Annotated in this window: 13 protein-coding genes and 1 pseudogene; all 14 read left to right on the forward strand. The window is 40.4% G+C overall.

Going from position 1 to position 12627, the window contains the following annotated elements; translation table 11 throughout:
* Window positions 1-222 precede the first annotated feature (222 nt).
* The 14 genes and pseudogenes from rpsA to ADH54_RS05810 all read left to right on the forward strand — a co-directional run bounded on the left by rpsA (window position 223) and on the right by ADH54_RS05810 (window position 12623).
* The gene (rpsA, locus tag ADH54_RS05740) at window positions 223-1425 is read left to right on the forward strand and encodes a 30S ribosomal protein S1 (RefSeq protein ID WP_001001630.1); all 1203 of its coding nucleotides are present in this window, start codon (window positions 223-225) and stop codon (window positions 1423-1425) included.
* A gap of 85 nt (window positions 1426-1510) precedes the next feature.
* Entirely contained in the window at window positions 1511-2008 is a 498-nt protein-coding gene (locus ADH54_RS05745) for a GAF domain-containing protein (RefSeq protein ID WP_049524374.1), read from the forward strand.
* Window positions 2008-3663 carry a DNA polymerase III subunit gamma/tau gene (dnaX, locus tag ADH54_RS05750; protein ID WP_049524375.1) on the forward strand — a complete coding sequence of 552 codons (1656 nt, stop codon included), beginning with the start codon at window positions 2008-2010 and terminating at the stop codon, window positions 3661-3663. The genes ADH54_RS05745 and dnaX overlap by 1 nt, the downstream gene beginning before the upstream one ends.
* Window positions 3664-3690: 27 nt before the next feature.
* Complete coding sequence (locus ADH54_RS05755; RefSeq protein ID WP_001081602.1) at window positions 3691-3885, forward strand: DUF3272 domain-containing protein; 195 nt, start codon at window positions 3691-3693, stop codon at window positions 3883-3885.
* 150 nt (window positions 3886-4035) lie between these two features.
* Window positions 4036-4806, forward strand: a complete 771-nt coding sequence (sufC, locus tag ADH54_RS05760; protein WP_000114489.1) for a Fe-S cluster assembly ATPase SufC — start codon at window positions 4036-4038, stop codon at window positions 4804-4806.
* 27 nt (window positions 4807-4833) lie between these two features.
* Window positions 4834-6096: a Fe-S cluster assembly protein SufD gene (gene sufD, locus ADH54_RS05765; protein ID WP_049524376.1), complete on the forward strand. Its 1263-nt coding sequence runs from the start codon at window positions 4834-4836 to the stop codon at window positions 6094-6096.
* Window positions 6097-6106: 10 nt separating this feature from the next.
* On the forward strand, window positions 6107-7333 hold the full coding sequence (locus tag ADH54_RS05770) for a cysteine desulfurase (protein WP_049524377.1): 1227 nt from the start codon (window positions 6107-6109) through the stop codon (window positions 7331-7333).
* Window positions 7320-7760: a Fe-S cluster assembly sulfur transfer protein SufU gene (gene sufU / locus ADH54_RS05775; RefSeq protein ID WP_049524378.1), complete on the forward strand. Its 441-nt coding sequence runs from the start codon at window positions 7320-7322 to the stop codon at window positions 7758-7760. Before ADH54_RS05770 ends, sufU begins: the two co-directional genes overlap by 14 nt.
* A gap of 57 nt (window positions 7761-7817) precedes the next feature.
* The gene (gene sufB, locus ADH54_RS05780; protein WP_049524379.1) at window positions 7818-9230 is read left to right on the forward strand and encodes a Fe-S cluster assembly protein SufB; all 1413 of its coding nucleotides are present in this window, start codon (window positions 7818-7820) and stop codon (window positions 9228-9230) included.
* A 341-nt stretch (window positions 9231-9571) separates the two neighbouring features.
* Window positions 9572-10359, forward strand: a pseudogene (locus ADH54_RS12455) (IS630 family transposase).
* 110 nt (window positions 10360-10469) lie between these two features.
* On the forward strand, window positions 10470-10706 hold the full coding sequence (locus ADH54_RS05795) for a DUF2829 domain-containing protein (protein ID WP_000141924.1): 237 nt from the start codon (window positions 10470-10472) through the stop codon (window positions 10704-10706).
* On the forward strand, window positions 10699-11397 hold the full coding sequence (locus ADH54_RS05800; protein ID WP_049524381.1) for a 3-oxoacyl-ACP reductase: 699 nt from the start codon (window positions 10699-10701) through the stop codon (window positions 11395-11397). Before ADH54_RS05795 ends, ADH54_RS05800 begins: the two co-directional genes overlap by 8 nt.
* Before the next feature lie 10 nt (window positions 11398-11407).
* The gene (locus ADH54_RS05805) at window positions 11408-11908 is read left to right on the forward strand and encodes an NUDIX hydrolase (RefSeq protein ID WP_049524382.1); all 501 of its coding nucleotides are present in this window, start codon (window positions 11408-11410) and stop codon (window positions 11906-11908) included.
* Window positions 11895-12623, forward strand: a complete 729-nt coding sequence (locus tag ADH54_RS05810; protein ID WP_049524383.1) for a GNAT family N-acetyltransferase — start codon at window positions 11895-11897, stop codon at window positions 12621-12623. Before ADH54_RS05805 ends, ADH54_RS05810 begins: the two co-directional genes overlap by 14 nt.
* Window positions 12624-12627: the final 4 nt, after the last annotated feature.

Consider the following 12627-nt stretch of genomic DNA (forward strand, 5'->3'; position numbering starts at 1 on the left):
CAAGCGGTAAGGCAAGGGACTTTGACTCCCTCATGCGTTGGTTCGAATCCAGCTACCCCAGTTCTTAGGTAATAATCAAGATAAAAAGCAAAATATCTTAGGGTATTTTATTTTTATAATTGAAAGACGTGAACGATATGAACATGTCCTTGCGGGTGCTTAGGAAAAAAATTATAAGTATGTCAAGTTTAAGAAAAACTTGATTGTTGGAGGATTTTTTAGATGAACGAATTTGAAGATTTGCTAAATAGCGTTAGCCAAGTTGAGACTGGTGATGTTGTTAGTGCTGAAGTATTGACAGTTGATGCGACTCAAGCTAACGTTGCAATCTCTGGAACTGGTGTTGAAGGTGTCTTGACTCTTCGCGAATTGACAAACGATCGCGATGCAGATATCAATGACTTTGTTAAAGTAGGAGAAGTATTGGATGTTCTTGTACTTCGTCAAGTAGTTGGTAAAGATACTGATACAGTTACATACCTTGTATCTAAAAAACGCCTTGAAGCTCGCAAAGCATGGGACAAACTTGTTGGTCGCGAAGAAGAAGTTGTTACTGTTAAAGGAACTCGTGCCGTTAAAGGTGGACTTTCAGTAGAATTTGAAGGTGTTCGTGGATTTATCCCAGCTTCAATGTTGGATACTCGTTTCGTACGTAACACTGAGCGTTTTGTAGGTCAAGAATTTGACGCTAAAATCAAAGAAGTTGATGCTAAAGAAAACCGCTTCATCCTTTCACGTCGTGAAGTTGTTGAAGCAGCTACAGCAGCAGCTCGCGCTGAAGTATTCGGTAAATTGGCTGTTGGTGATGTTGTAACTGGTAAAGTTGCTCGTATCACAAGCTTCGGTGCTTTCATTGACCTTGGTGGTGTTGACGGATTGGTTCACTTGACTGAATTGTCACATGAACGTAACGTATCACCAAAATCAGTTGTAACTGTTGGTGAAGAAATTGAAGTGAAAATCCTTGATCTTAACGAAGAAGAAGGACGTGTATCACTTTCACTTAAGGCAACAACACCTGGACCATGGGATGGCGTTGAGCAAAAATTGGCTAAAGGTGATGTAGTAGAAGGAACAGTTAAACGTTTGACTGACTTCGGTGCATTTGTTGAAGTGTTGCCAGGTATCGATGGACTTGTTCATGTATCACAAATTTCACACAAACGCATTGAAAATCCAAAAGAAGCTCTTAAAGTTGGTCAAGAAGTTAAAGTTAAAGTTCTTGAAGTTAACGCAGATGCAGAGCGCGTATCACTTTCTATCAAAGCTCTTGAAGAGCGTCCAGCTCAAGAAGAAGGACAAAAAGAAGAAAAACGTGCTGCTCGTCCACGTCGTCCAAAACGTCAAGAAAAACGTGATTTCGAACTTCCAGAAACACAAACAGGATTCTCAATGGCTGACTTGTTCGGTGATATCGAACTTTAATCAAATTGAAAATTCATAAAATCCTTTGTTTTCTAAACAAGGGATTTTTCTTTTGTCTGTAAGCCTTTTTTGATATAATAGTTCTATGTTAGAATCAGAAAAACAATCACGTTATCAAATGTTAAATGAGGAGCTCTCTTTTTTATTGGATGGTGAAACCAATGTTTTGGCTAATCTTTCCAACGCCAGCGCTCTTCTAAAATCACGCTTTCCTAATACCGTATTTGCAGGCTTTTATCTGTTCGATGGAAAGGAATTGGTTTTAGGTCCTTTCCAAGGAGGTGTTTCCTGCATCCGTATCTCACTAGGCAAGGGTGTTTGTGGTGAGGCAGCACACTTTCAGGAAACTGTTCTGGTTGGTGATGTAACAACTTATCCCAACTATATTTCTTGTGATAGTCGAGCTAAAAGTGAAATTGTTGTGCCGATGATAAAGAATGGTCAATTGCTTGGAGTTCTGGATCTGGATTCTTCAGAGATGGATGATTATGGTGCTATGGATCGAGATTATTTGGAACAATTTGTTGCTATTTTGCTTGAAAAGACAGAATGGGACTTTACAATGTTTGGGGAGAAAGCCTAATGTATCAAGCACTTTATCGAAAATATAGAAGTCAAAACTTCTCCCAGTTGGTTGGACAGGAAGTTGTGGCTAAGACTCTTAAACAAGCAGTGGAGCAAGAGAAAATAAGTCATGCCTATCTTTTTTCTGGTCCACGGGGAACGGGAAAAACCAGTGTAGCCAAGATTTTTGCCAAAGCTATGAACTGTCCAAATCAAGTGGGTGGTGAACCTTGTAATAACTGCTATATTTGTCAAGCAGTGACAGATGGTAGTTTAGAAGATGTCATTGAAATGGATGCTGCCTCTAATAACGGGGTGGATGAAATCCGTGAAATTCGTGATAAATCTACCTATGCGCCTAGCCTTGCTCGTTATAAGGTTTATATCATAGATGAGGTTCACATGCTGTCTACAGGGGCTTTTAATGCCCTCCTAAAGACGCTGGAAGAGCCAACACAGAATGTAGTTTTTATTTTAGCCACTACTGAATTGCACAAGATACCTGCCACTATTTTATCGCGTGTCCAACGTTTTGAATTTAAATCGATTAAGACACAGGATATTAAGGAACATATCCACTATATCTTAGAAAAAGAAAATATTAGCTCTGAACCAGAGGCTGTGGAAATTATTGCCAGACGAGCTGAAGGTGGAATGCGAGACGCCTTGTCTATTTTGGATCAAGCCCTGAGTTTGACACAGGGAAACGAGCTGACGACTGCCATCTCTGAAGAAATTACTGGCACAATTAGTCTGTCAGCCTTGGATGATTATGTGGCTGCCTTATCTCAGCAGGATGTTCCTAAAGCCTTAGCTTGCTTAAATCTTCTCTTTGAGAATGGTAAGAGCATGACTCGTTTTGTGACCGACCTTTTGCACTATTTAAGAGATTTGTTAATTGTTCAAACAGGTGGAGAAAACACTCATCATAGTCCAGTCTTTGTGGAGAATTTGGCAATTCATCAAGAAAATTTGTTTGAAATGATTCGCTTGGCGACAGTCAGTTTAGCAGATATTAAGTCTAGTTTGCAGCCCAAGATTTATGCTGAGATGATGACTATCCGTTTGGCAGAGATTAAGCCTGAACCAGCTCTTTCTGGGGCAGTTGAACATGAAATTTCTGCATTGAGACAGGAAATTGCGCGTCTTAAACAAGGACTCGCAAATGTAGGAACTGTACCCAAGCCAACAAGTTCAGCACCTAGTCGCCCAGTAGCAGGTACGACAGCCTATCGTGTGGATCGCAATAAAGTTCAATCTATCCTACAAGAGGCCGTTGAAAATCCTGATTTAGCACGTCAAAACCTGACTCGCTTACAGAATGCCTGGGGAGAGGTAATTGAAAGTCTTGGAGGCCCTGATAAGGCTTTGCTAGTTGGTTCTCAACCGGTTGCGGCCAATGAACACCATGCTATTCTTGCTTTTGAGTCTAACTTCAATGCTGGTCAAACCATGAAACGGGATAATCTCAACACCATATTTGGCAATATCCTCAGTCAGGCAGCAGGTTTTTCACCTGAGATTTTAGCCATTTCCATGGAGGAATGGAAAGAAGTTCGCGCAGCCTTTTCAGCTAAAGCTAAATCTTCTCAAACTGAAAAAGAAGCAGAAGAAAGTCTGATACCAGAAGGATTTGAATTTTTGGCTGATAAAGTGAAGGTAGAGGAAGACTAAAGAAAGATTTCATGATACAATAAGTTTATGAATAGACAACAATTTATTATCATCGCGCTGTTTACAGCTGCTGAGACCTATTTTTTCAATGAAGCTTGGATGACTGGTCGTTATATTATGGCAGCCTTTTGGGCCATTTTGCTCTTTAGAAATTTCCGAGTCAGTTATTTGATGGGCAAGATTGTAGATGTTATTGACCAGCATTTGAAAGGAAAAGACTAGTTCTCAGCTTCTAGACAAAATCAAAGCCTTTTAGGCTTTTTTTTGTTATACTATAAAAGTATATTTATTGACCTTTTACTGTATTTTCTAGGGAAATTAAGTATGTTTCTAGTAAGTACTGTAAAGGCCTTGAAAAAGAAAGGAACTATCATGTCAGTATTAGAGATCAAAGATCTTCACGTTGAGATTGAAGGAAAAGAAATTTTAAAAGGGGTTAACCTGACCCTGAAAACAGGAGAAATCGCTGCTATCATGGGACCAAATGGTACTGGTAAATCAACTCTTTCTGCCGCTATCATGGGGAACCCTAACTATGAAGTTACCAAAGGTGAAGTCTTGTTTGATGGCGTAAACATCCTTGAGTTGGAAGTGGACGAGCGTGCGCGTATGGGACTTTTCCTTGCTATGCAATACCCATCAGAAATTCCTGGTATTACTAATGCTGAGTTTCTTCGTGCAGCTATGAATGCTGGTAAAGAAGACGATGAGAAGATTTCAGTTCGTGAGTTTATCACTAAATTGGATGAGAAGATGGAATTGCTCAACATGAAAGAAGAAATGGCTGAGCGTTACCTCAACGAAGGTTTCTCTGGTGGTGAGAAAAAACGTAATGAGATTCTTCAACTTTTGATGTTGGAGCCAACATTTGCCCTTTTGGATGAGATTGACTCTGGTCTTGATATTGACGCTCTTAAAGTTGTTTCTAAAGGTGTTAATGCCATGCGTGGTGAAGGTTTTGGTGCTATGATTATCACTCACTACCAACGTCTTTTGAACTACATCACACCTGATGTGGTACACGTCATGATGGAAGGTCGTGTTGTCCTTTCAGGTGGTCCAGAATTGGCTGCGCGTTTGGAACGTGAAGGATACGCAAAACTAGCTGAAGAACTTGGCTACGACTACAAGGAAGAATTGTAATTCCCTCGTATCTTTTAGGAGAAGTAAATGACTAAAGAAAATATTAAACTTTTTTCAGAAATGCACGCTGAACCAAGCTGGTTGGCTGATCTCCGTCAAAAAGCTTTTGACAAGATTGAGACTTTGGAATTACCAGTTATTGAGCGTGTCAAATTCCACCGTTGGAATCTGGGTGATGGAACGATTACAGAAAGTGAGCCATCAGCAAATGTTCCAGATTTCACAGCTTTAGATAATCACTTGAAGTTGGTGCAAGTAGGAACTCAAACAGTTTTTGAACAAACACCAGTTGAGTTAGCTGAACAAGGTGTTATCTTCACAGACTTTCACTCAGCTTTAGAAGAAATTCCAGAGCTTATTGAGGAATTCTTCATGTCATCTGTTAAGTATGACGATGACAAATTAGCAGCCTACCATACTGCTTATTTCAATAGTGGTGCCGTTCTCTACATTCCTGATAACGTGGAAATTGCTGAACCAATTGAAGGAATTTTCTATCAAGACAGCGATAGCAATGTGCCATTTAACAAGCATATTCTGATCATTGCAGGTAAAAACTCTAAAATCAGCTACCTCGAGCGTTTAGAGTCACGCGGTGAAGGAAGTGCTAAAGCAACTGCTAATATCACAGTAGAAGTCATTGCTCGTTCAGGTGCTCAAGTGAAGTTTGCGGCGATCGACCGTCTAGGTGAAAACGTCACTGCCTACATTAGCCGTCGTGGTAAATTAGGCAACGATGCAAGCATTGACTGGGCAATCGGTGTCATGAACGAAGGAAACGTCGTTGCTGACTTTGATAGCGATTTGATTGGTAACGGTAGCCATGCTGACCTGAAAGTGGTAGCTCTTTCAGGTGGCCGTCAGGTGCAAGGGATTGATACTCGTGTAACAAACTATGGTTGCAACTCAATCGGAAATATCCTCCAACATGGGGTTATTCTTGAAAAAGCAACTTTGACCTTCAATGGTATTGGCCACATTATCAAGGGTGCTAAGGGAGCAGATGCGCAACAAGAGAGCCGTGTTCTCATGCTTTCAGATCAGGCACGTTCAGATGCCAATCCAATTCTTTTGATTGATGAAAATGACGTAACTGCAGGACATGCGGCTTCTATCGGTCAGGTAGATCCAGAAGATATGTATTACCTCATGAGCCGTGGCTTGGATAAGGCAACTGCAGAACGCTTGGTTGTTCGTGGTTTCCTTGGATCTGTTATCGTTGAGATTCCAGTCAAGGAAGTTCGTGATGAAATGATTGCAACTATCGAAGAAAAATTGTCAAAACGCTAAGGGGTAGCCTATGTTAGATGTAGAAGCGATTCGCAAGGATTTTCCAATTTTAGACCAGATTGTCAACGACGAACCTCTGGTCTATCTGGACAATGCTGCGACGACACAAAAACCACTAGCAGTACTGGAAACAATCAACCGCTACTATGAGCAGGACAATGCCAATGTTCACCGTGGTGTTCATACCTTGGCAGAGCGTGCGACAGCCTCCTATGAAGCTGCTCGTGAAACCATTCGTAAGTTTATCAATGCAGGGTCTACAAAGGAAGTTCTCTTTACTAGAGGAACGACAACCAGTCTGAACTGGGTAGCTCGTTTTGCTGAGGAGATTTTGACTGAGAGAGATCAAGTTTTGATTTCTGTCATGGAACACCATTCCAATATCATTCCATGGCAGGAAGCCTGCCGTAAGACTGGAGCGGAGCTTGTCTATGTCTATCTCAAGGACGGTGCCTTGGATATTGATGACTTGCGAGTTAAATTGACTGATAGAGTCAAGTTTGTCTCCCTAGCTCACGCCTCAAATGTTCTTGGTGTCGTCAATCCAATCAAAGAAATCACTCAAATGGCCCACCAAGTGGGAGCCATCATGGTGGTGGATGGAGCTCAATCTACACCTCATATGAAGATTGATGTTCAGGACTTGGATGTGGACTTCTTTGCCTTTTCGGGTCACAAGATGGCTGGTCCGACTGGTATCGGTGTTCTTTACGGTAAAGAAAAGTATCTGGAGCAAATGTCACCCCTTGAATTTGGCGGTGAGATGATTGATTTTGTCTATGAGCAATCGGCTAATTGGAAGGAATTGCCTTGGAAATTCGAGGCAGGAACTCCCAATATGGCAGGTGCAATCGGACTTGCTGCGGCAGTGGATTATCTGGAAACGATTGGTATGGATGCCATTGAAGCTCATGAACAGGAATTGATTGCCTATGTCTTTCCGAAATTACAGGCGATTGAAGGACTGACCATTTATGGTTCACAGGACTTGGCTCAACGTTCAGGTGTCATTGCTTTTAACCTAGGCGACCTTCATCCTCACGACCTTGCAACGGCTTTGGATTATGAAGGTGTGGCAGTTCGTGCGGGTCACCACTGTGCGCAACCCTTGCTCCAGTATTTGGATGTTCCAGCAACAGCTCGTGCAAGTTTTTATATCTACAATACCAAGGCAGATTGCGACAAGCTAGTCGATGCCTTACAAAAGACAAAGGAGTTTTTCAATGGCACTTTCTAAACTAGATAGCCTTTATATGGCAGTGGTAGCAGACCATTCGAAAAATCCACATCACCAAGGGAAGTTAGAAGACGCTGAGCAAATCAGTCTCAACAATCCGACCTGTGGAGATGTCATCAAACTCTCTGTCAAGTTTGATGTAGATGACCGTTTGGAAGATATCGCTTTTCTAAACTCGGGTTGTACTATCTCAACTGCCTCTGCAAGCATGATGACAGATGCCGTTTTAGGCAAGACCAAGCAAGAAATTCTAGAACTTGCAACCATTTTTTCTGAAATGGTTCAAGGGCAAAAAGATGAGCGTCAAGATCAACTTGGAGATGCAGCTTTCTTATCAGGCGTTGCCAAATTTCCTCAACGAATCAAGTGTGCAACCCTAGCTTGGAACGCCCTGAAGAAAACAATTGAAAATCAAGAAAATCAGTAAGACAATTTTCTTTTGTCTTATGAATCAGTAGAAATGAAGAATGAAAGAAAGGATATTATGGCTGAAGAAAGAGTAGAACCAAAACCAATTGATCTTGGTGAATATAAATTTGGTTTCCATGACGATGTAGAGCCTGTCCTATCGACAGGAAAAGGATTGAACGAAGATGTCATTCGCGAATTATCAGCTGCTAAGGGAGAACCTGAGTGGATGTTAGAGTTCCGTTTGAAGTCTTATGAAACCTTTAAAAAAATGCCCATGCAAACTTGGGGAGCAGACTTGTCAGAGATTGATTTTGATGACTTGATCTACTACCAAAAACCATCTGATAAACCAGCTCGTTCATGGGATGACGTTCCTGAAAAAATCAAGGAAACCTTTGAACGTATTGGGATTCCAGAAGCTGAGCGTGCTTATCTAGCTGGTGCTTCTGCCCAGTACGAGTCAGAAGTGGTTTACCACAATATGAAGGAAGAGTTTGAGAAGTTAGGTATCATCTTTACAGATACGGATTCTGCTCTCAAAGAATACCCAGACTTGTTTAAACAATACTTCGCTAAGTTGGTACCGCCGACAGATAACAAGTTGGCTGCCCTTAACTCAGCAGTATGGTCAGGTGGAACCTTTATCTACGTACCAAAAGGGGTCAAGGTGGATATTCCACTTCAAACTTACTTCCGTATCAACAACGAAAATACTGGTCAGTTTGAACGTACTTTGATTATCGTTGATGAAGGAGCAAGTGTCCATTATGTAGAAGGATGTACAGCGCCAACTTATTCAAGTAACAGCTTACATGCTGCCATCGTAGAAATTTTTGCCTTGGACGGAGCTTACATGCGTTATACAACCATCCAAAACTGGTCTGATAACGTCTATAACTTGGTAACAAAGCGTGCTAAGGCTCAAAAGGATGCCACTGTTGAGTGGATTGATGGAAACTTGGGTGCCAAAACAACTATGAAATACCCATCTGTTTACCTTGATGGAGAAGGGGCGCGTGGAACCATGCTTTCTATTGCCTTTGCCAATGCTGGACAACACCAGGATACTGGAGCTAAGATGATCCACAACGCTCCACATACAAGCTCGTCTATCGTGTCTAAATCCATCGCTAAAGGTGGAGGAAAGGTTGACTACCGTGGACAAGTCACCTTTAACAAGAACTCTAAGAAATCTGTTTCTCACATCGAGTGTGACACCATTATCATGGATGACTTGTCAGCATCAGATACTATTCCATTTAATGAAATTCACAACTCGCAAGTCGCTTTGGAACACGAAGCCAAGGTTTCTAAGATTTCAGAAGAACAACTCTATTATCTCATGAGCCGTGGATTGTCAGAATCTGAGGCAACTCAGATGATTGTTATGGGATTTGTAGAACCCTTTACAAAAGAGCTTCCAATGGAATATGCAGTTGAGCTGAACCGCTTGATTAGCTATGAAATGGAAGGGTCAGTTGGATAAAATTTGTTTTTAGATTTACCCCCAATCAAGGATTTTGAAGATGAACTTGTAACAAAAAGAGACTGAGAAAAAATATTTTAAGAACAGAAAATGCATGATATCAGGTGCCAAAAAAACTTGATATTATGCGTTTTATTGTGGGAAGATTTATTCTATTCTCTCATGAAATAGAGTTTTTTCCTAAGCGCTTTTGATTTTTGATATAGTTTTGTGAGGACGAAGTAAGACAATATATAAAATAGTCAGTTCAAGCTATGATATAGTTGCTTAGTTTTAAATAAGCATCTTATAATAAAGCTATGGTATATAGTACAGATTTTAAACAGTGAGCATTAGATTATATCAAAGAGAGATACAGCTATGTCGAGGTAGCTAAAATTTTTGATGTTGGCGACAGAACTCTCTTCACATGGGAAAAGAAAGACGTGAACAAGGATATTTAGAGCGGAAAAAGTGAGTCGTCAAAAAGCGAAAGATTCCTTTAGAGGAATTGAAAGCCTTTGTAGAGGCTCATTCAGACGCTTTTTTACGGGGAATTGCGGCACATTTTGGTTGTGCTGTTCCTTCAGTATGGGTAGATTTAAAGCAGATTCATATCACTTAAAAAAAAGACGACTAGCTTTAAGGAACAAGATCCTGAGAAAGTCGCTGAATTTCTTGATATTTTAGATGACCTTAAAGATTTACCAGTCGTATATATTGACGAAACGGGAATCGACCGCTACCTCTATCGTCCTTATGCACGGGCTTCTAGAGGGGAGAAAGTCTATGAAAAGATTAGAGGACTTCAATTGTTGCAGGACAAGTAGATGGAGAGTTTATAGCTCCCATGATTTACAAGGAAAGTATGACGAGCGATTTCTTTGTGGAGTGGTTCAAAACTCAACTTCTAGCTGCTTTGAAGACAACTGATGTCATTGTCATGGACAATGCTAGTTTTCATCCTAAGAACATCTTGGATGAACTGTGCATCCAAGATAGACACTTTTTCTTACCTCTACCACCTCATTCACCAGATTTGAATCCTATTGAGCAAGTTTGAGATATTTTGAAGAAGAAAGTGACTGATTTATTAAGGGAAGTCCCAAATATTTTTGAATGTTTGGAACGCTTTTTTAAAACTAGATGACTATAATTATAAAATGCTTATTGATTTTGATTTAAAATGAGTCAAAAAGCCGTTGCACAACGGTTTTTTGTTATAATTAAATGAAGAATGTAGAATAAAAGGAGAAAACCATGACATTTGAAGAAATTCTGCCTGGATTAAAGGATAAGAAAAAATATGTACGAACTGGTTGGGGAGGTGCTGAAAACTATGTCCAACTTTTTGACACTATCGAGCAAAATGGGGTTGCACTTGAAGTGACACCTTATTTCCTAATCAACGTTTCTGGGGAGGGAGAAGGTTTTTCCATGTGGAGTCCGACACCTTGTGATGTTTTGGCGACGGATTGGGTAGAAGTGCATGACTAGACGTGTATTGATTACGGGAGTGAGTTCAGGTATCGGATTGGCTCAGGCTCGCCTTTTTTTAGAGAAGGGCTATCAAGTTTATGGAGTTGACCAAGGTGAAAATCCAGTTTTAGATGGTGATTTCTACTTTTTACAGAGAGATTTGACCTTGGACTTGGAACCTGTTTTTGATTGGTGTCCTCGGGTTGATGTTTTGTGCAATACTGCGGGAGTTTTGGATGATTATAAACCACTTTTGGAACAAACAGCGCAGGAAATTCAAGAAATTTTTGAAATTAACTACGTTACTCCAGTAGAGTTGACTCGCTATTATTTGACCAAAATGTTGGAGAATAAAAAAGGATCCATTATCAATATGTGTTCCATTGCTTCAAATCTAGCAGGAGGTGGTGGTCACGCCTATACTTCATCTAAGCATGCTTTGGCTGGATTTACCAAGCAGTTGGCTCTAGACTATGCTGAAACCGGGATTCAGGTATTTGGTATCGCTCCAGGAGCAGTCAAGACAGCTATGACTGCTGCGGACTTTGAGCCAGGTGGATTGGCTGCCTGGGTTGCTAGTGAAACACCAATCAAGCGCTGGATTGAACCAGAGGAAGTGGCAGAAGTCAGTCTCTTTTTGGCCAGTGGAAAGGCATCTGCCATGCAGGGACAAATTCTGACAATAGATGGTGGCTGGTCTTTGAAGTAGGAGGGGTTGGATGGAAATCAAAAAACACTTTGGAGTCTATGCTGTTTGCTTTGAAAATGGCAAGTTACTCTGCATTGAAAAAATGAGAGGTCCCTATCAACATCGTTATGATCTACCTGGTGGTAGTCAACAACTTGGTGAAGGGCTGACGGAAACGCTGATTAGAGAAGTTATGGAAGAGACGGGATATACTGTTAGAAGCTACTCCAATCCTCGAATTTACGATGTTTTTGCCAGGGAAGAGTTAAAAAATTTTATGGTTCACCATATCATGGCCTTTTATGATATTGAGATAAACGAGGAGGCACCTCAAGTTACGATTTCTGAAGCTGTTTCTAATAGTGCGAACGACTCTCATGGATATATTTGGAAGGATATTCAAGAAATCACAGAAGAAAATGCATCGCCATTAGTCTTGAAAGTTAAGTCTGAATTATTAGGATTCCCAGAATTGGACAAGACCTTGTATATGAATTGGAAGGTGAAGAAGGGGGATAATGGAACTATTTAAAACATGGAAGAAAAATATGGTTCTCTATGGTCTTAAATCTCAAATCGGAACTGTCTACCGAAACAGTGATAGGACAACAAGCTTTTATGATGTTGGGAACTTTTTATACCTAGCAGGGGAGTTGAATTCCAAATTTTGGGAAGATTTTGTTAGGAAATATGGTTTAGATTATAAGATTATTATTTCAGAAAATACCAATTGGCAAGATTTTCTGCATCGGAAAGTGGGGCTAATTTCTTTTACTCGCTATTCTTTTAAAGATAAGGCAAATTTTCAAGTTGAATTTCTAAATAATTTAGTTAGTCAGTTAGAGGAAGGTTACAATATTGTACCTATTGATAATCATATTTATGACTGCTTTTCTGAGGAAGAATGGTCACAAGATTTACAGGGAGATTTTGAGCACTATCAGGATTTTGATTTAAAAGGTGGATTTGGCTTTGTTATTCTTAAAAATAAAGAACTGATTGCTGGGATTTCCTCAGGGCTAGTTTACCAAGGGGCAGTTGAAGTGGAAGTTGCAACTAGACCAAACCAACAAGGAAATGGATTTGCTAAAAAGCTTGGTGCTGCAATGATTCTAGAGAGTTTAAATAGAGATATGTTTCCTCTTTGGGATGCTCATAATGAGGCTTCCAAAAAAGTAGCAGAATTTTTAGGATATGAGATAGTTGAACCCTATGAAGCTTTTGAACTAGAGGAAAGTGTCGTATAATGAT

It is taken from the genome of Streptococcus pseudopneumoniae, assembly GCF_001072315.1.
Lineage (GTDB): Bacteria > Bacillota > Bacilli > Lactobacillales > Streptococcaceae > Streptococcus > Streptococcus pseudopneumoniae_R.